The organism is Burkholderia sp. Bp9143, assembly GCF_003853645.1.
In the GTDB taxonomy this organism is placed as follows: domain Bacteria; phylum Pseudomonadota; class Gammaproteobacteria; order Burkholderiales; family Burkholderiaceae; genus Burkholderia.
Window position 1 is genome coordinate 20638 of sequence record NZ_QTPO01000065.1, and the last position, 19607, is coordinate 40244.

Genomic DNA, 19607 nt, shown 5'->3' on the forward strand with positions numbered 1-19607 from the left:
AGTCAATCCCGAATAGGGATAAACCGGATACCGCCGCTTTAAACGCTGCCGTTATACGCGGGAGGCCTCTAGAGCCCTCCGCGCGTGGCAGCCGCCCCACTTCAGCAACACTCTACCGCCTTCCGCTCGTTTTAATTCTTACTGAAAGCCTCATCCGGCAAGGATTCATCAGGCGTGCTTCGTTTCAATCGTCTTTTTTAGACGAGTTCATCAATTGACAGCAAAAATCCAGACAGCGACATTAGCTCGCACAATTAAACGATTGGAGACAGCGGCATGTCGCACGCCTTATCGAAGGGGGTGGCAACGGCCTTTGCCATCGCCCCTTTCCTGATTGCCTGTGGTGGAGGAGACGGCGGCTCGCCCGCGCCGATCGCAGCACCCCAATGTTCCGGATCGAGCTGCGGCACGCAAGGGCCACCATCGTCGCAGCCCGTCAACGGCGCGCTGTGCCCGGCCGACGCCGACATCGTGAAGAGCACGTACCTCGGCGGCGCCGGTAGCGGCGAGATCGTCAGCGTCAACATCGACGCGGTCGCGATGACGTACACGCTCAAGTGGCTCGAATCGCCGATTCCGCTCGCGACCGGCACGGTCACGCCGAGCCGCGCCGGCACCACGATCACCGGCACGGTCATCCACCCGCCGACCGGCACGCTGCCCACTGCGGAGCAGACGCGCTGTGCGTTCGTCCTCACGCCGGGTTCGGGCACGGCACCAAACGGCTCGACCTATTCGACGGCCGCCGACTTCAACCAGGCGAACCCGCCGATGCTGCTGGTCGGCATGGGTGTCGCGGGCGGCGGCATCCCCGGCGCGACAGTGCAGTACGACGGGCTGACGATCACCGTCGCCGGCGTCCCGATCTACAAGAACGTCGGCCAGGTGCCGAACCGCCACTTCGACTTCTACCCGTTCCTCGGCTTCGCGAACACGACGACCGACCTCACGAAGCTGCCGGGCACCTACAACGCGCTGCTCTACCACCTCGTGCCGTCAGGCAACTACGCGACGAAGGGCACGAATTCGAGCGAGACGTTCGATGCGAACGGCGCATGCACGTCGACGAGTGCGGGGGGCTGCGAGACGACCGGTGATCCGTGGACCGTCAACACCGCGAACGGCGGTTACCTCGACAGCACGAAGGCGCCGCAGATCCTGCCGCAGACGTCGCTGCCGATCGTCGGCACGACCGGCAAGTCGGCGACCGCGCACATGGTCATCGGCCAGCTCAACGGCGCGACCGTGCCGGTGGTGGTCCGCACGGGCTACGTGTATCTGGGCACCGACCTCGCGCTGCACACCGACGCCAAGGTCGACGACGAATCGGGCATCGCGGTGCTCGGCAAGGCAACGGCGATCCAGTCGGGCGCGATCGACGGCGGCTACGCGGGCGCGGATTCGAACTTCAAGTACACGGCCGCACTGATCCGCGGAGGCAACGCGTCGTTCATCAACCCGACCACGCAGGCCGAGGAAGACGCCTTCACGCTCGACTACGGTCAGGGCACGCCGGGCCTGCTGAACACGACGACGACGCCGGCGAGCGGTGCGACCTACCCGTCCGCGTCGGGTGTGGTGATCGCGACGGGCGGCCTGTACGCGGCGCTGATCCAGGGCACGGTGAACGGCGGCGTCACGTCGACGTCGGCGAATTCGAGCACGTCGTCGACACCGTACTTCGGCGTGGGTGCGCAGATCAGCAAGTAGCGATCGGGGGCGCGGCGGCCGGTGCGCCTCCGCGGGATGCAGGGAAGGCACGCAACGACGGCGCCCGGCACGGCGCAGGCAGCACGAGCACAAGCAACAGAAGCGGTCGACAGGGAGCCGGCCGCCTGACAAGACAAATCTGGAGGAGCAACATGAAGCGCAACCTCGTTCTGGCGGCGGCCCTTGCCGCCCCCCTTCTTTCCGCATGCGGCGGCGGCGGCGACAATCCGCCCCCGCTCGTCGAAGACCGGCTCTGCCCCGCAACGCTCGACTACAGCACCGTGTTCACCGGCGGCGCGGGCAGCGGCGAACTGGCCAAGGTCCAGCTCGACACGACCAAGATGACCTGGCAGGTCACCTATGTCGAATCGCCGGTACCGCAAAAGACCGGCACCGTCACACCGACCCGCGCGGGCACCGTCGACAGCGGCACGCTCACGCAGGAAACGCTGCTGCCGACCAACAAGCTGAACCAGTGCGCATTCCGCCTGAACGGCGCGAGCCTCGATGCGTCGCGTCCGGCGCGCATCTTCGTCGGCTTCGGTGTCGCGGGCGGCACGATTCCCGGCAAGGAGATCCAGTTCGGCGGCGTGCTCGGCCAGGCCGCGGTGCCCGACACGAAATTCCCGTACTACCCGTTCATCGGCTTCTCGTCGATCGAAACCGACATCACGAAGGTCGCGGGCACGTACAGCCACGTCGGCTTCGGCGAAGTGCCGTCGCAGAACTTCGCGCCGGCGTCGATCGACGCGAAGGTGACGATCAACGCGGACGGCACGTGGACCAAGTGCGACTCGACCGGCCAGTTCGCCGGCGGCGCGTGCACGCAGCAGGGCACGAACTTCGTGCAGTCGGCCGACGGCAGCGGCGCGTTCCAGTCGAACAACTACGCGAGCCAGCTGAAGCCGACGCTGTCGGCGACGCCGCAGGGCAAGGGCTTCATGATCGTCGGCAAGCTGCGCAACCAGCTGGTGCCGATCCTCGTGCGCACGGGTGTCGCGAACCCGAACCCGACGCCGGACAGCAACGGCGTGCCGGGCCTGACCGCCGACGACGAATCGAGCATCTCGATCCTCGCGCCGCAGACCGCGATCGCGGCCGGCTCGCAAAACGGCGAATACATCGGCGTCGACAGCCAGTTCGACTACCGGACCACCGCGCTGATCAACAACCAGGCCACGCTGCTCGATCCGTTCCAGCCGTCGCAGGCCTCGCTCGCGACCGCGCTCGACCTGGACTACACGCAGAAGGTGCCGGGCACGGTCACGACGATCCACACGGGTTCGGGCAGCACGTCGCCGACCGGCAAGTTCATCTTCACCGGTGGCGTGTTCGGTTTCCTCGACAACGCGGGTTCGACGCCGTATTTCACGATCGGCGCGTTCGTCCAGTAAGCGGAGGCAAGCCGTGATGAAGAAGACCCTTCTCTGCGCGGCGGCCGGCGCCGCCGCCCTGGCGCCGCTCGCGGCGCACGCGCAGAGCGCCGGCAGCAACGTCGTCACGCTGGGCTGGTTCCATGTGATGCCGCAGCAAAGCAGCACGCCGATGACGACCAACGTCGCGCCGACGCCGATCAACACGCCGCTGCGGCTGCCGCCGTCGTTCACGTCGCCGGGCACCGGGCTGCGTACGAGCGGTGCGGATACGGTCGGCCTGACGGTCAGCCACTTCCTGACCGACCACATCGCGGTCACGTCGGTGGCCGGCGTGCCGCCGGTGTTCAAGGTGTCGGGCCAGGGGACGATCAAGCCGCCAGGACCTGCCGGCGCGCTCGGCACGCAGAACATCGGGCTCGCGTCGGTGAACCCGATCGTGAAGAGCGTGCGGCAGTGGAGTCCGGCGGTGCTGCTGCAGTACTACTTCGGGCAGGCGACCGCGAAGTTCCGGCCTTTCCTCGGCCTCGGCGTGTCGTACAACTGGTTCAGCGACCTGCAACTCAACACGAACTTCATCAAGCAGACGCAGGACAACCTCGGCGCGATTCTCGCGGCGGGTGCGGGCAAGCCGGGTACGACATCGGTGGAAGCGAAGGCGTCGTCGTCATGGCAGCCGGTGTTCAATGCGGGCCTGCAGTACAACATGACCGAGCATTTCGGGCTGATCGCGTCGGTGACCTACATCCCGCTTAAGACGACGTCGACGGTGACGATCAAGGCGGCCGACGGCACGGTGCTCTCCGAGTCGAAATCGGACCTGAAGGCCGATCCGATCATCAGCTATGTCGGGATGACCTACAAGTTCTGACGCCGGCGAAGGGACGACGGACGAATGGATGGCCCGCGGCAAAATCGCAGGCAAAAAAAAGCCCGCCTAAGAGGCGGGCTGAATCCATATCAGAGGAGACATGGAGGAGACAGGTGTAACTATAGCGAATCGATTTCCGCATTGCAACATTTCCGTAGAGAAAATAAGGATTTTCCCTCGAATGCGCACTCTAGATCGCTAGTTCGACTCTGACCCCTTCCCGTTCTCCCGGTCGAGCACCGCGCCCAGCGCGTCACGCAGCAGCGCGACCGGCCGCGTCAAGCGGGCCGGCAACGCGCCGTGCACGATCCACACGTTGATCCGCGTCTCCAGCCCCGCCGTTTCCACCACCCTCAGCGCATCGCGATGCGCGCTGCGCGCCAGCGCGTTCGGCGACGCGATCCCGATGCCCGCACCGCGCGCGACGAGCGACAGCTGCAATTCCGAGCCGAACGCCTCGACCGCGACGTCGAACGGCAGCCCCGCCGCGCCGAGCGCACGGCTCAGCGCCGAACGCATCCCGCAGCCGTCCTGGCTCAGCACCCACGGGAAACCCGACAGCATGTCTAGCGACAGCGGGCCGTCGGGCAGCGGAAAATCGCGCGCTGCAACGAGCACCGTCGGCTGCGTGCCGAGCAGCGTGGCCGTCAGCGTGTCGGGCAGCGCCGCGCTGGCCGGCACCATCACCGTCGCGACATCGAGCGTGCCGCGCTCGATGCCCTGCACGAGCGCCGGCGACCAGCCAGCCGTCACGCGCAGCGTCAGCCGCGGAAACGCTTCGCGCAACCGGTCGATCGGCCGTTCGAGCGCCAGCTCGGACAGGAACGGCGGCACGCCGATGCGCAGTTCGCCGGACGGCTCGCTGTCGGGCGAGCCAGCCGCCATCAATTCGTCGACCGCGCCCAGCACGTTGCGCGCGAGCGCATAGACGTCGCGCCCGGCGGCGGTCGGCTTCAGCGGCTTGCTCTGCCGCTCGAGCAGCGGCATGCCCAGCAGCGTCTCGAGGTTCTGCACGCGTCGCGTGAGGCCCGGCTGCGTCAGATGGAGCTTCGCGGCGGCAGCGACCATCGAACCGCTGTCGACCACCGCGACGAACGCCTGGAGATCACGCGTATTCAAAGCTAACTCGCATAATCATGTTAGACATATTTCAATTGTCGCATAAACATCCGGTGCCTACGATGGGGATTCCTTCGCACGACGCCCCAGGCTTCCGATGAACCGCCCTGCCGACTCCTGCCCCGCCCCCGGCCGCGCCGCGCGCGGCGCACCGCCCGTGCTGAGCACGGGCATGACACTCTTCTTCGCCGCGACGGTCGGCGTGATCGTGATGGACCTGTTCGCCGCGCAGCCGCTGACCGGCCCGATCAGCGCCGACCTGCAGCTGCCGCACGGCCTCGCGGGCCTCGTCGCGATGCTGCCGCAGCTCGGCTACGCGGCGGGCCTCGTGCTGCTGGTGCCGCTCGTCGACCTGCTCGAGAACCGCCGCCTGATCGTCGCGACGCTCGCCGTGTGCGCGGCCGCGCTCGCACTGCCGGCCTTCACGCGGTCCGGCACCGTTTTCCTGCTCGCGACCCTGGCTGCCGGCGCCGCGTCGAGCGTGATCCAGATGCTGGTGCCGATGGCCGCGTCGATGACGCCCGAAGCGCAGCGCGGGCGCGCGGTCGGCAACGTGATGAGCGGGCTGATGCTGGGCATCCTGCTGTCGCGGCCGCTCGCCAGCCTGATCGCGGGCACGGCCGGCTGGCGAGCGTTCTACGCGCTGGCCGCGCTCGCGAACGCGGCGATCGCGGCGGTGCTCGCGCTGCGCTTGCCGCCGCGCGTGCCGTCGGCGACGGCCGGCTATCGTGCGCTGCTCGCGTCGATGGGCCGCTTGCTGGCCGGCGAACCGGTACTACGCAGGCATGCGCTGTCGGCCGCGCTCGCGATGGGCACGTTCAGCGCGTTCTGGACCGCCGTCGGGCTGCGGCTCGCGCAGCCGCCGTTCGGCCTCGACCTGCACGGAATCGCGCTGTTCGCGTTCGCCGGCGCGAGCGGTGCGATCGTCACGCCGCTGGCCGGCCGGGCAGGCGATCGCGGCCAGGGCCCGGCCGCGCAGCGCATTGCACACGCGACGATGCTCGCGGCGCTCACCGTGCTCGGCATCGCCGGCGCCGGCTGGTTCGGCTTCGATGCGCACGCGCATCGCGGCGTCGCGCTGGCGCTGCTGGCCGGCGGCGCGGCGCTGCTTGACGCGGGAGTGATCGTCGACCAGACGATCGGCCGCCGGGAAATCAACCTGCTGAACCCGGCCGCGCGCGGGCGTCTGAACGGATTGTTCGTCGGGCTGTTCTTCGTCGGTGGCGCGCTCGGCGCGGCGCTGGCGGGCAGTGCGTGGGCATGGGGCGGGTGGAGTGCCGTGTGCAGCGTCGGCTTCGCGTTCGCGGGCGCGGCCGCCGCGTTCGGCCTGTCGGCCGCGCGCCGGGCCGGCACCACCGTGTGGCCGCGCGCGTGACGCAGGCCCGGATGCGAGAACGCCCCGCCCTCTGACGAGGTGCGGGGCGTCCGGCAGGCGGTGCGTGCTGAAATCAGTGGCGGACCAGCGCCATCATCGCGCCGAAGCCGACGAAGATGCCACCCGTCAGCCGGTTGAAGACCTTCGCGACGCTCTGGCTCTTCAGCGTCGCGCCAATCCGCGTGCCGAACGACGCGTAGACGAGATACCAGCTGACCTCGATCACCGCGAACGTGACGACGAGGATGCCGAACTGCGGCAGCGTCGGCTCGGCTGCGTTGATGAATTGCGGCAGCAGCGCGGCAGCGAACAGGATCGCTTTCGGGTTGCTGCCCGCGACCAGGAAACCATTGCGGAACAGCGCCCCGCGCGATGCCGATGCGCCCTGCAAGACTGCATCGACGTCGGCGGCCGGCGCATCGTCGACGCGTGCGCGCCACGCCTTCACGCCGAGATAGATCAGGTAGGCGGCGCCCGCAAAGCGCAATGCATCGAACGTCGCCGGCCATGCCTCAAGGACCGCCCCGAGCCCTGCCGCGGACACCGCGAGCATCAGCACCAGTGCGGTCAGGCAGCCGGCCATCGTCGACGACGAGCGGCGCAGCCCGTGCCGCGCGCCGTGCGTCATCACGAGCAGCATGTTCGGCCCCGGAATCGCCGACACGACGAATACCGTCGCCACGAAAAGCCACCACGTATGCAGGTTCATGACCGCCCCGACCGAAAGAGAAACGAAATGTCGATTATGCCGTGCGCGCGGCGTTTCTGTCCCGCATCGGCTCAGCGGCCCGCGCGGCGCAACGCGACTTCGCCGAGCACCGCGAAGTCCTGTTCGCCGCCGCCGTGCGCGAGCGCATCGAGCAGGCTGTCGCGCACGACGCTCGCCACCGGCAGCGGCACCGACGCCGCGTCGCCGGCCTGCAGCGCGAGCCGCACGTCCTTCAGCCCGAGGCGCGCCTTGAAACGCGCAGGTTCGTAGCTGCGCTCTGCGATCATCCCGCCGTAGCCTTCATAGACCGGCCCCGGAAACACGCTGTTCGTGATCACGTCGAGGAAATCGCGCATCGCGACGCCGTGCGCGCCGAGCAGCGCGGACGCTTCGCCGAGCGTCTCGATCGCCGAAGCGAGCGTGAAATTCGCCGCGATCTTCGCGACGTTCGCGTGCTGCGGCAGTGAGCCAAACCGCCAGGTCTTCTGGCCAATCGCGTCGAACAGCGGCTGCACACGGTCGATCGCCTCGGCCGGGCCGCCGGCCATGATCGTCAGGCGCGCGGCGGCCGCGACGTCCGGGCGCCCCATCACGGGTGCGGCGACGTACTGGAGGCCGCGCGTCGCGTGTGCGTGCGCGAGCGACTCGGCCAGCGCGACCGACACCGTGGCCATGTTCACGTGGATCAGGCCGCGCGGCGCCTGCGCGAGCAGCGCGTCGTCGAATACTTCGCGCGCGGCCGCGTCGTCGGCGAGCATCGAGAACACGGCGTCGCCGCGAAACGCGTCGGCAGGCGTCGCGACGATCTGCGCGCCCAACGCGGCGAGCGGTTCGGCGCGCTCGCGCGACCGGTTCCAGACCCGCACGGCGTGCCCCGCCTTCAGCAGGTTCGTCGCAATCGCCTGCCCCATTTCGCCCAGCCCGATAAATCCGAGATCCATTGCCCGCTCCTTCGATCCGTGAAGCGGGGAGTTAAACACAGACGGCGGCGGCCTGCAGCCCCGGCGACCGGCCGTGCGCGGTGCGATACTGCCCGGATGGCGACCGCGACCTTCCGCTTCCACGGCGAACTGAACGCGTTTCTCTCTCGCGCACGGCGCGAGCGCGCGTTCGCGCACGCATTTGCGCGCGACGCGACGGTCAAGCACGCGGTCGAGGCGCTCGGCGTTCCGCATACGGAAATTGGCCGGCTCTGCGTGAACGGCGCACCAGCCGCCCTCGACCGGCCGCTCGGCGACGGCGACCGCGTCGACATCCATCCGGAACGCGCGCGGCCGGCAGCCGCCTCGCCGCTGCCGCAACCGGACCGCTGGCGCTTCGTCGCCGACGCGCATCTCGGCGGCCTCGCGCAGCTGCTGCGCCTCGCCGGCTTCGACACCTGCTACGACAACCACTACCGCGACGACGAACTCGTCGCGCTCGCCGCGCGCGAAGACCGGATCGTGCTGACCCGCGACCGCGAGCTGCTGAAGCGCCGCGCGGTCGAGCGCGGCTGCTACCTGCACGCGCAGCAGCCGGACGCGCAGCTGCGCGAGCTGTTCGCGCGGCTCGACCTCGCGCCGCACATGCGGCCGTTCCGGCTGTGCCTGCGCTGCAACGCGCCGCTGCACGCGCTCGATGCGGCGGACGCCGCGCCGCGCGTGCCGGCCGGCGTCCGCCAGCGGCACCGGCGCTTCGCCGCGTGCGACGTGTGCCGGCGCGTGTTCTGGGAAGGCTCGCACTGGCGGCGCATGCGCGCGGTGGTCGACGCGATGCGCGGGTCGCCGCCCGGCGCAGCGGACGCACCGGACACGGCGGACGCCTGAAAAAACAAAACCCCGCAGGCCGAAGCGTGCGGGGTCTCGCGGCGGGCGGCCGGCAACGCCGGCCCCGGCGAAGCGGGCTTAGTTTGCTGCGCCCGAGTCGTTCGTGCCGGCGGCCGAAGCGGCTGCGGCCTTCGCCTTGCCCTTTGCCGAACCGTGTTGCTTCAGCTGGTGCTTCGGCTTGCTGTGATCCTTCTTGGCCGGTGCCGGTGCAGCGGCCGATGCCGACATGTCGGCTGCGGGCGCGGACGCCTGTGCGAATGCCGAAACCGATGCGAGAGCGAATGCTGCGGTCATGATCGAAGCGAGCGTCTTCTTCATTGTTCTTCCTTTAGCGGAGAAAAAGTCAAACGTACCGGTTAGAGATGCGAGGCATTCGCATCCGAACATCAGTCGCGCCGGGTTGCCGGTCGCCGCCGGGCGGGTCGGCTGTCGCCTTTCCGTCTCGACGAATACTGACGCACTGGCTCCATAACGCATCGCCCGCGCTGCGAGTTGACATGTTGCCTGCATCCCTCGGGTTTCCCCGGGGGCGCGAGTTTCGGGCCCGCGCGACGGGCCGTCAGGGCGTGTGTCAATCGTCCGACAAACCGGCTCTCGCGCCCGCCACGGCGACGCTATACTGGCCTCCTTCCGTCCCAACCGGATCGCGGCCGGTCACGAGACCGCCGCCGTCACGAGGCGCCCAAATTGCCCGATCACAATCTGGACAAACTGAAAATCGACCGGCGTCCGATCGCACCCGCGCCACGCCGGCGCCGGTGGGTCCGCTATGCGGTCGCCGCCGCGCTCGTCATCGTCGCGATCGTCGCCGTGCTCGCGCTCACCGGCCGGCCGACGGTCGACACGACCTCCGTCACGTCCGCCTACCCATACCAGAACGATACCCAGCTCAACGCGACCGGCTACGTCGTGCCGCAGCGCAAGGCCGCGGTCGCGTCGAAGGGCCAGGGGCGCGTCGAATGGCTCGGCGTGCTCGAAGGCACCCGCGTGAAGAAGGACGAGATCATCGCGAGGCTCGAAAGCCGCGACGTCGAGGCATCGCTTTCGCAGGCGCTCGCCCAGGTGAAGGTCGCCCGCGCGAATCTCGGCGTCGAGCAGGCCGAGCTGAAGGACGCCGAGATCGCCCTGCGCCGCACCACGGTGCTCGCGCCGAAGGGGGCGGTGCCGGCCGCGCAGCTCGACACCGACACGGCTCGCGTGAACAAGGCGCGCGCGTCGATCAGCAGTGACCAGGCCGCGATCGCGTCTGCCGAAGCGAACGCGCAGGCCGCTCAGGTCGCGGTCGACCAGACGGTGATCCGCGCGCCGTTCGACGGCATCGTGCTCGCGAAGCACGCGAACGTCGGCGACAACATCACGCCGTTCTCGTCCGCGTCGGACAGCAAGGGCGCGGTCGTGACGATCGCCGACATGGAGACGCTCGAGGTCGAGGCCGACGTCGCCGAATCGAACATCGCGAAGATCCGCGCGGAGCAGCCGTGCGAGATCCAGCTCGACGCGCTGCCCGACATGCGCTTCGCCGGCCGCGTGTCGCGCATCGTGCCGACCGTCGACCGCTCGAAGGCGACCGTGCTCGTGAAGGTGCGCTTCGTTGACCGCGACGAGCGCGTGCTGCCCGACATGAGCGCGAAGATCGCATTCCTGTCGAAGCCCGCATCGCCGCAGGACCGGCAGCCGGTGACGGCCGTGCAGATGAGCGCCGTGGTCGCGCGCGACGGCCGGCCGGTCGTGTTCGTCGTGAAGGACGACACGGTGCATGCAACGGCGGTGACGACCGGCACCAGGATCGGCGAACTCGTCGCGATCCGCGGCGTGAAGCCCGGCGACATGGTCGTGCTCGTGCCGGGTTCGAAGCTGAAGGACGGCGCGAAAGTGTCCGTCGCGAAGAAGTAGCGTGGCGCGCGTGAACGACGCCTCGCCGCCCCTCGTCGAGATCAGCCACGTCGCGAAGTCGTACCGGCGCGGCAACCAGGTCGTGCCGGTGCTGACCGACATCACGCTCGACATCGGCGAAGGCGACTTCGTCGCGCTGATGGGGCCGTCGGGTTCCGGCAAGAGCACGCTGCTCAATCTCGTCGCCGGCATCGACCGGCCCGACAGCGGCGAGCTGCGCGTGGGCGGCCTCGACATCACGCGACTCGAGGAAGCGCGGCTGGCCGAATGGCGCGCGGCGAACGTCGGCTTCATCTTCCAGTTCTACAACCTGATGCCGGTGCTCACCGCGTTCGAGAACGTCGAGCTGCCGCTGATGCTCACGCACCTGTCGCGCCGCGAACGGCGCGAGCGCGTCGAGCTGGTGCTCGACATGGTGAACCTCGGCGACCGGACCAGTCATTACCCGTCCGAGCTGTCGGGCGGCCAGCAGCAGCGCGTCGCGATCGCGCGCGCGTTGATTTCCGATCCGGTGCTGATCGTCGCCGACGAGCCGACCGGCGACCTCGACCGCGCATCGGCCACCGACGTGCTCGCGATGCTGCAGCGAATGAACGCCGAGCTCGGCAAGACGATCATCATGGTGACCCACGATGCGCACGCCGCCGGCGCCGCGCGGTCGCTCGTGCATCTGGAAAAAGGGGAGCTGATCGATGGGCACGCCGTCTGACGGACGGGAGCGCGCGCGATGTACGTGCTGAAGCTGATCGCGCGCAACGCACTGCGGCACCGGCTGCGCACGCTGCTGACCGTGCTCGGGCTGACCATCGCGGTGCTGGCGTTCGGGCTGCTGCACACCGTCGTCGACGCGTGGTACGCCGGCGCGGCCGCCGCGTCGAGCGGCCGGCTCGTCACCCGCAACGCGATCTCGCTCGTGTTCCCGCTGCCGGTCAGCTACGAGAACCGGATCCGCGGCATCGACGGCGTGACGGCCGTGGTCCGCTCGAACTGGTTCGGCGGCGTGTATCGTGACCCGAAGAACTTCTTCGCGAGCTTCGCGGTGTCCGAGAACTACCTCGACCTGTATCCCGAATTCATCCTCCCGGCGCAGCAGCGCGCCGACTACGACCGCGACCGCCGCGGCTGCCTCGTCGGGCGCCAGCTCGCGACACAGTTCGGCTTCAGGATCGGCGACGTGATTCCGCTGAAGGGCACGATCTATCCGGGCACCTGGGATTTCGTGGTGCGCGGCATTCTCGACGGCCGCGACGATTCGACGATCACGCGCCAGCTGGTGTTTCACTGGGACTACCTGAACGAGACGGTACGCAAGCGCACGCCGAAGCAAGCCGACCAGGTCGGCGTGTTCGTGCTCGGCGTCGCGAACCCGGACGACGGCGCCGCGATCGCGCGCAACGTCGACGCGGTGTTCAAGAACTCGCTCGCCGAAACGCTGACCGAGACCGAGCAGGCGTTCCAGCTCGGCTTCGTTGCGATGTCGAACCAGATCATCGCGGCGATCCGCGTCGTGTCGTACGTGGTGATCCTGATCATCATGGCCGTGATGGCGAACGCGATGGCGATGAGCGCGCGCGAACGCACCGCCGAATATGCGACGCTGAAGGCGCTCGGCTTCGGCCCCGGCTTTCTCGCGCTGATCGTGTTCGGCGAATCGGTCGTGATCGCGGTGGTCGGCGGCGGGCTCGGGATGCTCGCGACACCGCCGGCCGCGGTCCTCTTCAAGCATGCCGCGGGCGGCATCTTCCCGGTGTTCAATGTGTCGGCCGAGACGATGGCGCTGCAGGCCGTGTGCTCGGTCGCGGTCGGCTTCGCAGCCGCGCTCGTGCCGGCGTGGCAGGCGGCGCGCGTGCGCGTGGTCGAAGGCTTGCGGGCGATCGGGTAGGCGCATGGCGATTCCGCTCACCTACATCGCGCGCAACCTGTGGACCCGGCGGCTCACCACCGCGCTCACCGCGGGCGGGATGGCGCTGGTGATCTTCGTGTTCGCGACGGTGCAGATGCTCGACGCCGGGCTCACGCAGACGCTCGTGTCGACCGGCGAACCGGACAACGTCGTGGTGATCCGCAAGGGCGCGGAAACCGAGATCCAGAGCGCGATCGACCACCAGCAGGCCAACGCGCTCGAGATGCATCCGTCCGTCGCGCTCGGCCCGGACGGACGGCCGCGCGTGTCGAAGGAAGCCGTCGTGCTGATCTCGCTCGTGAAGACGTCGACCGGCAAGCCGTCGAACGTCGTGATCCGCGGCGTGTCGCCGGCCGGCCTCGCGCTACGTCCGCGCGTGAAGCTCGCGGCCGGCCGCTCGTTCGCGCCGGGCTCGTCGGAGATCGTCGTCGGCAGCGCGATCGCGAAAGGCTTCAGCGGCACGCAGCTCGGCGACAGCCTGCGTTTCGCGCAGCGCGACTGGACCGTCGTCGGCATCTTCGACGCGGGCGGCAGCGGCTTCGATTCGGAGATCTGGGGCGACGTCGACCAGCTGATGCAGTCGTTCCGGCGCACCAGCTATTCGTCGATGGTGCTGCGCATCCCGAGCGCCGACGGCTTCGCGCGCTTCAAGGCCGACATCGACGTCGACCCGCGCCTGACGGACGAAGCGAAACGCGAGCAGACGTTTTACGGCGACCAGTCGAAGGCGCTGTCGACCTTCATCAACATCCTCGGCATCACCCTGTCGACGATCTTCTCGATCGCCGCGATGATCGGCGCGATGATCACGATGTATGCGTCGGTCGCGAACCGCACCGCCGAGATCGGCACGCTGCGCGCGCTCGGCTTCAAGCGCATGAACGTGCTCGCCGCGTTCCTGCTGGAGGCGCTGCTGCTCGGCTTCGTCGGTGGTGTCGCGGGGCTCGCGTGCGCGTCGCTGATGGAGTTCGCGTCGTTCTCGACGACCAACTTCCAGACCTTCTCCGACCTGTCGTTCCGTTTCGTGCTGACGCCCGCGATCGTCGTGAAGACGCTGCTGTTCTCGCTGGTGATGGGGCTCGTGGGCGGGTTCCTGCCGGCGATGCGCGCCGCCCGGCTGAACATCGTCGACGCGCTGCGCGCGCAGTGACGCGCGCGGCCGCTCACGCCGGTGCCGCCCGGGCGCGGCACGTTCAGATCGAACGTCGTCATCGCGTCGCGGGCTCCGTCAGCAGTCTTCGGTCGACGGCGGCAGATCGCCGCGCGCCAGCGCGAGCGCATGGTCGCGCACGTCGTCCGGCCAGCCGACAACCCGTTCGGCCATCCGCGCGAGGTCGTTCGCATACAGCGCACGCGCGGCCTCCTCGAAACCGGGCAGGTCACCCGCGATCGCGGACATGAAGTGGTAGGTACGCGTCTGAGCGTCGCGGCGCCGGTCGGCCGCCGCGTGCGTGCGCCGCGCGTCCTCGACGAGCTTGCGCAGCGCGACGGACGCGCCGCCCGGCTGCGCGGCGAGCCAGTCCCAGTGACGCGGCAGCAACGTGACCTCGCGCGAGACGACGCCGAGCTTCGGACGGCCGCGGCCGCGTTGTTCGCCCGCGCCTGCAGGCTCGTCGGCGGGCGCGGATGCATCGCCCGGCGCCGCCGCGTAACGCGCACGGATATCGTCCGCCGTGCCGCGCAAGTCAAGGTCGATCGCGCGGCCGGTCGCGTCGTCGAAGATCACGATCGTGCCGGACATCGCGTCGCCGGCCGCCTGCCGGACCGCAACCGCCACCGTCGCGAGCGGGCCCGACGCGACGCGCCGGTGGCCGTCGAACGCCGTGTAGGAAGGGAGAAGCGTGGAAAGAGTCATCGTGGTCGCCCGTGGGTCGGAATCGGAATAACGCAATTTTTATCCGGGTATAAATAGACTGTCAATATCACCCGGGTAAAAACAGACACCCCGATGCCACCGATCGATTCAAATCCTGAATCAATCAAGTCAGTAATTGGCATGAAATCGCAAATTTCGCCGTGACAGAATGATCCGGACGCCCTGCCCGGGCATCGGCGTCCGGCCTCCGGCCGGCAAGACCACCACGAAAAAACGCGCGCACCCGACGCGCAGCCGCACGACGGCACCGTCCGCCCTTCGGAGGAGACAGTCATGAATCCGCTTCACGCATTGCCGGCGTCCGCGTCGGCAACGGCCCAGCGCACCCGCGTGCGCTGGCTCGTGCTGACCGTGCTGTTCGCGGTCACGACGATCAACTACGCGGATCGCGCGGCGATCGCGATCGCGGGCCCGGCGCTTTCCCGCGCGATGCACCTGAGCCATGTGCAGATGGGCTTCATCTTCTCGGCGTTCGGCTGGTCGTACGTGATCGCGCAACTCCCGGGCGGCTGGCTGCTCGACCGCTTCGGGTCGCGCATCGTCTATGCGTTCAGCATCTTCTTCTGGTCGCTGTTCACGCTGCTGCAGGGCGGCATCGGTTTCTTCAGCGGCGCGGCCGCGTTCGCGCTGCTGTTCGGATTGCGCTTCCTGGTCGGCGCGGCCGAGGCGCCGTCGTTCCCGGCCAACAGCCGGATCGTGTCCACCTGGTTCCCGGCCGCGGAGCGCGGCACCGCGTCGGCGATCTTCAACGCCGCGCAGTACGCGGCGACCGTCGTGTTCGCGCCGCTGATGGGCTGGCTCGTGCACGCGTTCGGCTGGCAGTCGGTGTTCGCGGTGATGGGCGTGCTCGGCTTCGCGTTCGTGCTGGTGTGGAACCGCACGATGTACGACCCGAAGGTGCACCCGCGCGTCAACCGCGCGGAGCTCGACTACCTCACCGAAGGCGGCGCGCTCGTCAACATCGACCAGGCGACCGGCGCGCGCGACGGCGGCCCGTCGATGCGTCACGTGAAGGCGCTGCTGAGGAACCGGATGCTCGTCGGCGTGTACGTCGCGCAATACTGCATCAACGCACTCACCTACTTCTTCATCACGTGGTTTCCCGTCTATCTCGTGCAGGCGCGCGGGATGTCGATCCTCAACGCGGGGCTCGTCGCGTCGATCCCGGCCGTGTGCGGCTTCCTCGGCGGGATTCTCGGCGGCATCGTGTCCGACGCACTGCTCAAGCAGGGCCGGTCGCTGTCGGTCGCGCGCAAGGTGCCGATCGTGATCGGCATGCTGCTGTCGATGTCGATGATCGTCTGCAACTACACCGACTCGCACGTGCTCGTCGTGCTGTTCATGGCGCTGTCGTTCTTCGGCAAGGGGCTCGGCGCGCTCGGCTGGGCCGTCAACGCCGACACCGCGCCGCGCCAGATCGCCGGCCTGAGCGGCGCGCTGCTCAACACGTGCGGCAATCTTTCCAGCATCACGACGCCGATCGCGATCGGCTATATCGTCGACCGCAGCGGCTCGTTCAACGGCGCGCTGGTATACGTCGTCGCGCACGCGCTCGTCGCCGTGATCTGCTACCTGTTCGTCGTCGGCGAAATTCGCCGCGTCGAGCTGAACTGAACCGCGCGGGCCGCGCCGGCGCGACCGGCGGCCCGCGCACCAACGGAACCAGGAGCCAACCGATGTCCGAATCCCGCCGCGCCGGCACGCCGCACGTCACGCGCATGCAGGTGATCCCCGTCGCAGGCCGCGACAGCATGCTGCTGAACCTGTGCGGCGCGCACGCGCCGTATTTCACGCGCAACCTCGTGATCCTCGAGGACAACAGCGGCCACACGGGTGTCGGCGAAGTGCCCGGCGGCGAAGGCATCCGCCAGGCGCTCGAGCGGATGACCGATCTCGTGGTCGGTCAGTCGATCGGGCGTTACCAGGCGACGCTCAACGCGGTGCGCGCCGCGCTGTCCGGCGTCGGTGCGCATGCCGGACGCACGATCCGGCACGAGGTGACGTCGGCCGGCGAGGCGGCCGTGCTGCGCCAGCCGCACGAGATCAACCTGCGGCTCGACAACGTGATCACCGCGATCGAGGCCGCGCTGCTCGACCTGCTCGGCCAGCATCTCGACGTGCCGGTCGCGGCGCTGCTTGGCGAAGGCCAGCAGCGCGACGCGGTGCCGATGCTCGCGTACCTGTTCTACATCGGCGAGCGGCGCCGCACCGACTTGCCGTATCGCGACGAAACGCACGCAACCGATCCGTGGTTCCGGCTGCGCAACGAAGCCGCGCTCACGCCGGCCGCAATCGCGCAGCAGGCCGAGGCCGCGGTCGAGCGCTACGGCTTCGTCGATTTCAAGCTGAAGGGCGGCGTGATGGCCGGCGCGGACGAGATGGAAGCGATCGCGGCGATCAAGGCGCGCTTTCCCGACGCGCGCGCGACGCTCGACCCGAACGGCGCGTGGTCGCTCGACGAAGCGGTCGCGCTGTGCCGCGGGCAAGGTCATCTGCTCGCGTATGCGGAGGATCCGTGCGGACCGGAGGCCGGCTACTCGGGCCGCGAGGTGATGGCCGAATTCCGGCGAGCGACCGGCATCCCGACCGCGACCAACATGATCGCGACCGACTGGCGGCAGATGGATCACGCGGTGCGGCTGCAGGCGGTCGACATCCCGCTCGCCGATCCGCATTTCTGGACGATGCAGGGCTCGGTGCGGCTCGCGCAGCTGTGCCGCGACTGGGGGCTCACGTGGGGTTCGCACTCGAACAACCACTTCGACGTGTCGCTCGCGATGTTCACGCATGCGGCCGCGGCGGCGCCCGGCACGATCACGGCCATCGACACGCACTGGATCTGGCAGGAAGGCGACGCGCGGCTCACGCGCGAGCCGCTCGAGATCGTCGGCGGCCAGGTGGCCGTGCCCGAGCGGCCGGGGCTCGGGATCGAGCTTGACATGGCGCAGGTCGAGGCCGCGCATGCGCTGTATCGGGAAGTCGGCGGCACGGCGCGCGATGACGCGATGGCGATGCGGTATCTGGTGCCGGGGTGGACGTACGATCCGAAACGGCCGAGTTTCGGGCGCGGGTGTGGCTGACGATTTTGCTGAGCTGCGCGTTCCATGCGCTCGGCACCGGCATCTGCGTGCTGCCGAGGAAGAGGCTCGCGCTGCTCGCGATCGTCGCGGTGGCATTCGCGGCACTGTTGGTGCCGACGTTCAGAGCCGTCAACGCGCTGCTGAGCTAGCCGACGAACCAGCGGGCACGCGGAAAACAAAAAGGGCTCGGTCTTGCGACCGAGCCCTTCGGATTCTGTTGGTGGAGCGGAGGAGGATCGAACTCCCGACCTTCGCATTGCGAATGTAAAAACCGCACTATATGAAGTAAGGCATCTAGCGCCGTTCACGATTATTTGCCACAATTCTGCCACACTCCTTTCGAACAAGCACATAGAAATGCCGACCATACGAAAGCGCGGCCATTACCAGTGGGAGGCACAGGTACGCCGTCGCGGCTACCCCGCGCAAAGTAAGACCTTCAACACCAAGGCGGAGGCGGAAGCTTGGGCCGGCATGATCGAATCGGAAATGTCGCGCGGTATATGGGTCAGCCGCAGCGAGGCCGAGACAACAACGCTCTATGAGGCACTGGAACGCTACGAGGACGAAATCTCGCTGGCGAAGAAGGGGGCCGCGCAGGAACTGTCGGTTTTGAAGACCTGCAAGGCAGTTGACCTTGCAAAGCGGCCGCTAGCAACGATTCGCAGCGCGGACATAGCAAAGCTCCGGGACGAATGGCTGAAGGACTATAAGCCCGCGACGGTCCTACGCCGCTTGGCGGTTCTTTCCCATGTATTCAGCATCGCCCGCAAAGAATGGGGCATGGATAGCTTGTCAAATCCGGTCGAACTGGTCCGCAAGCCGCAACCTAACAACGCCCGCACTCGGCGCATTGCCGTCAACAACGTATCTCTCAACGCGGTAGACGGAGAAGAAGCCGACTCGCAACGTGCTACGCAAGACGGCGAGCTCGAACGGGTAGCCAATGCTAGTGGTTCGCGACTGCTCCCTTCCATCATCTGGTTGGCCGTCGAGACCGCGATGCGCCGGGGTGAAATCGTGTCCCTATTGTGGGTGAACGTAGACCTAAATCGCCGCGTCGTGCACCTACCGTCAACGAAAAACGGAGACGCTCGTGACGTACCACTGTCTTCGCGCGCCGTTGCTGTGCTTCAGGCGCTAAAAGACGCCCGGGATCACGCCAAGAATGATACGAGCGAGATCGACGAAGACGACACCGGGCGCGTGTTCGAGATTCGCAGCGACGCCGTCACGAGAGCTTTCGAGCGCGCAGTAGCGCGCGCTCGAAAGCTTTACATCGATGAGTCCAGGGCTACGCATCAGAGACCGGATGGCAAATTCCTGACGGACCTTCGCTTTCACGACCTCCGGCACGAGGCAACGTCCCGTTTGGCATCGATTTTCCCCATGCATGAACTGACAAAGATAACGGGCCACAAAGACCCGCGCATGTTGATGCGTTACTACCATTGTTGATTTCCATCGAATCTTGACCCACCGTTTTCATCTAAATCTGACCCACCCCCAGACAGCGTAGTACATCTATTCCGGTGTGGATAACTCCTCACTGCCTGCTGCTTTTGCTGCTCTCTTTCTCGTCGCCTTCGCCTTGGCAGAACTGGACTTGAAGCGCCAGGATTCATTGCCGGTTTCGACGATGTGGCAGTGATGGGTGACGCGGTCCAGCAGCGCCGTCGTCATCTTTGCGTCCCCGAACACGGTCGCCCACTCACCGAAGCTGAGGTTGGTGGTGATCGCGACACTCGTGTGTTCATACAGCTTCGAGAGCAAGTGGAACAGCAATGCGCCACCGGTCTGGCTGAATGGCAGGTAGTAGATAGCGTCAAGCAGCTTGGCCGGTTTACCGACAACCATCTTGGCCGGTCGACCGGGTGATTGTCGGTGGTTATT

Annotated in this window: 19 protein-coding genes; 13 read left to right on the forward strand and 6 right to left on the reverse strand. The window is 67.8% G+C overall.

Features of this window, described 5'->3' with window-relative positions; translation table 11 throughout:
• Window positions 1-276: 276 nt before the first annotated feature.
• From DIE23_RS34240 to DIE23_RS34250, 3 genes are all read left to right on the forward strand, one after another.
• A complete protein-coding gene (locus DIE23_RS34240; protein WP_124616656.1) occupies window positions 277-1710 on the forward strand; it encodes a DUF2957 domain-containing protein in 1434 nt (477 codons plus the stop codon).
• A gap of 152 nt (window positions 1711-1862) precedes the next feature.
• A complete protein-coding gene (locus tag DIE23_RS34245; RefSeq protein WP_124616658.1) occupies window positions 1863-3104 on the forward strand; it encodes a DUF2957 domain-containing protein in 1242 nt (413 codons plus the stop codon).
• A 16-nt stretch (window positions 3105-3120) separates the two neighbouring features.
• Window positions 3121-3954 carry an OmpW family protein gene (locus DIE23_RS34250; protein WP_124606433.1) on the forward strand — a complete coding sequence of 278 codons (834 nt, stop codon included), beginning with the start codon at window positions 3121-3123 and terminating at the stop codon, window positions 3952-3954.
• Window positions 3955-4152: 198 nt separating this feature from the next.
• On the opposite strand, the gene DIE23_RS34255 is transcribed toward DIE23_RS34250, so the two are convergent.
• Entirely contained in the window at window positions 4153-5073 is a 921-nt protein-coding gene (locus DIE23_RS34255; RefSeq protein ID WP_124616660.1) for a LysR family transcriptional regulator, read from the reverse strand.
• A 97-nt stretch (window positions 5074-5170) separates the two neighbouring features.
• Here DIE23_RS34255 and DIE23_RS34260 point away from each other — a divergent pair, with 97 nt between their 5' ends.
• Window positions 5171-6448 carry an MFS transporter gene (locus DIE23_RS34260; RefSeq protein WP_124616662.1) on the forward strand — a complete coding sequence of 426 codons (1278 nt, stop codon included), beginning with the start codon at window positions 5171-5173 and terminating at the stop codon, window positions 6446-6448.
• 73 nt (window positions 6449-6521) lie between these two features.
• On the opposite strand, the gene DIE23_RS34265 is transcribed toward DIE23_RS34260, so the two are convergent.
• Window positions 6522-7157 (reverse strand): LysE family translocator, encoded by a 636-nt coding sequence (locus tag DIE23_RS34265; protein WP_124616664.1) that lies wholly within the window; start codon window positions 7155-7157, stop codon window positions 6522-6524.
• Window positions 7158-7228: 71 nt separating this feature from the next.
• Window positions 7229-8305, reverse strand: a complete 1077-nt coding sequence (locus DIE23_RS34270; RefSeq protein ID WP_260436308.1) for an NAD(P)-dependent oxidoreductase — start codon at window positions 8303-8305, stop codon at window positions 7229-7231.
• On the opposite strand from DIE23_RS34270, the gene DIE23_RS34275 reads away from it, so the two are divergent.
• Complete coding sequence (locus DIE23_RS34275; RefSeq protein WP_124616668.1) at window positions 8195-8962, forward strand: Mut7-C RNAse domain-containing protein; 768 nt, start codon at window positions 8195-8197, stop codon at window positions 8960-8962. The genes DIE23_RS34270 and DIE23_RS34275 overlap by 111 nt on opposite strands.
• A 78-nt stretch (window positions 8963-9040) precedes the next feature.
• On the opposite strand, the gene DIE23_RS40765 is transcribed toward DIE23_RS34275, so the two are convergent.
• Window positions 9041-9280, reverse strand: a complete 240-nt coding sequence (locus tag DIE23_RS40765) for a hypothetical protein (protein WP_124616682.1) — start codon at window positions 9278-9280, stop codon at window positions 9041-9043.
• Window positions 9281-9649: 369 nt separating this feature from the next.
• Between DIE23_RS40765 and DIE23_RS34285 the strand changes: the two genes are divergently transcribed.
• Genes DIE23_RS34285 through DIE23_RS34300 form a run of 4 tightly spaced genes read left to right on the forward strand, consistent with a single transcriptional unit; the run spans window position 9650 to window position 13908 of the window.
• On the forward strand, window positions 9650-10855 hold the full coding sequence (locus DIE23_RS34285; RefSeq protein ID WP_124616670.1) for an efflux RND transporter periplasmic adaptor subunit: 1206 nt from the start codon (window positions 9650-9652) through the stop codon (window positions 10853-10855).
• Between the two features lie 10 nt (window positions 10856-10865).
• On the forward strand, window positions 10866-11564 hold the full coding sequence (locus DIE23_RS34290) for an ABC transporter ATP-binding protein (protein WP_124616684.1): 699 nt from the start codon (window positions 10866-10868) through the stop codon (window positions 11562-11564).
• 18 nt (window positions 11565-11582) lie between these two features.
• On the forward strand, window positions 11583-12737 hold the full coding sequence (locus DIE23_RS34295; RefSeq protein WP_124616672.1) for an ABC transporter permease: 1155 nt from the start codon (window positions 11583-11585) through the stop codon (window positions 12735-12737).
• A 4-nt stretch (window positions 12738-12741) separates the two neighbouring features.
• A complete protein-coding gene (locus tag DIE23_RS34300; protein WP_124616674.1) occupies window positions 12742-13908 on the forward strand; it encodes an ABC transporter permease in 1167 nt (388 codons plus the stop codon).
• A gap of 78 nt (window positions 13909-13986) precedes the next feature.
• On the opposite strand, the gene DIE23_RS34305 is transcribed toward DIE23_RS34300, so the two are convergent.
• Window positions 13987-14613, reverse strand: a complete 627-nt coding sequence (locus DIE23_RS34305; RefSeq protein ID WP_124616676.1) for a DUF2239 family protein — start codon at window positions 14611-14613, stop codon at window positions 13987-13989.
• Between the two features lie 294 nt (window positions 14614-14907).
• Between DIE23_RS34305 and DIE23_RS34310 the strand changes: the two genes are divergently transcribed.
• From DIE23_RS34310 to DIE23_RS34320, 4 genes are all read left to right on the forward strand, one after another.
• Window positions 14908-16248, forward strand: coding sequence for an MFS transporter (locus DIE23_RS34310; protein ID WP_124616678.1), 1341 nt, complete (start codon window positions 14908-14910; stop codon window positions 16246-16248).
• Between the two features lie 62 nt (window positions 16249-16310).
• A complete protein-coding gene (locus tag DIE23_RS34315) occupies window positions 16311-17714 on the forward strand; it encodes an enolase C-terminal domain-like protein (protein ID WP_124616680.1) in 1404 nt (467 codons plus the stop codon).
• On the forward strand, window positions 17705-17863 hold the full coding sequence (locus DIE23_RS39800; RefSeq protein WP_185646593.1) for a hypothetical protein: 159 nt from the start codon (window positions 17705-17707) through the stop codon (window positions 17861-17863). Before DIE23_RS34315 ends, DIE23_RS39800 begins: the two co-directional genes overlap by 10 nt.
• A gap of 208 nt (window positions 17864-18071) precedes the next feature.
• Window positions 18072-19172: an integrase gene (locus tag DIE23_RS34320; RefSeq protein WP_185646594.1), complete on the forward strand. Its 1101-nt coding sequence runs from the start codon at window positions 18072-18074 to the stop codon at window positions 19170-19172.
• 66 nt (window positions 19173-19238) lie between these two features.
• Here the strand turns inward: DIE23_RS34320 and DIE23_RS34325 are convergent.
• The coding region (locus DIE23_RS34325; RefSeq protein ID WP_260436310.1) for an ATP-binding protein at window positions 19239-19607 on the reverse strand (369 nt) is incomplete at its 5' end.

Bases quoted from the DNA above. Each gene is read 5' to 3' on its own strand.
- DIE23_RS34315 (WP_124616680.1), top strand. From the start codon at position 16,311: ATGTCCGAATCCCGCCGCGCCGGCACGCCGCACGTCACGCGCATGCAG.
- DIE23_RS34260 (WP_124616662.1), top strand. From the start codon at position 5,171: ATGAACCGCCCTGCCGACTCCTGCCCCGCCCCCGGCCGCGCCGCGCGC.
- DIE23_RS34295 (WP_124616672.1), top strand. From the start codon at position 11,583: ATGTACGTGCTGAAGCTGATCGCGCGCAACGCACTGCGGCACCGGCTG.
- DIE23_RS40765 (WP_124616682.1), bottom strand. From the start codon at position 9,280: ATGAAGAAGACGCTCGCTTCGATCATGACCGCAGCATTCGCTCTCGCA.
- DIE23_RS34240 (WP_124616656.1), top strand. From the start codon at position 277: ATGTCGCACGCCTTATCGAAGGGGGTGGCAACGGCCTTTGCCATCGCC.
- DIE23_RS34305 (WP_124616676.1), bottom strand. From the start codon at position 14,613: ATGACTCTTTCCACGCTTCTCCCTTCCTACACGGCGTTCGACGGCCAC.
- DIE23_RS34245 (WP_124616658.1), top strand. From the start codon at position 1,863: ATGAAGCGCAACCTCGTTCTGGCGGCGGCCCTTGCCGCCCCCCTTCTT.
- DIE23_RS34250 (WP_124606433.1), top strand. From the start codon at position 3,121: ATGAAGAAGACCCTTCTCTGCGCGGCGGCCGGCGCCGCCGCCCTGGCG.
- DIE23_RS34310 (WP_124616678.1), top strand. From the start codon at position 14,908: ATGAATCCGCTTCACGCATTGCCGGCGTCCGCGTCGGCAACGGCCCAG.
- DIE23_RS34275 (WP_124616668.1), top strand. From the start codon at position 8,195: ATGGCGACCGCGACCTTCCGCTTCCACGGCGAACTGAACGCGTTTCTC.
- DIE23_RS34265 (WP_124616664.1), bottom strand. From the start codon at position 7,157: ATGAACCTGCATACGTGGTGGCTTTTCGTGGCGACGGTATTCGTCGTG.
- DIE23_RS34320 (WP_185646594.1), top strand. From the start codon at position 18,072: ATGCCGACCATACGAAAGCGCGGCCATTACCAGTGGGAGGCACAGGTA.
- DIE23_RS34300 (WP_124616674.1), top strand. From the start codon at position 12,742: ATGGCGATTCCGCTCACCTACATCGCGCGCAACCTGTGGACCCGGCGG.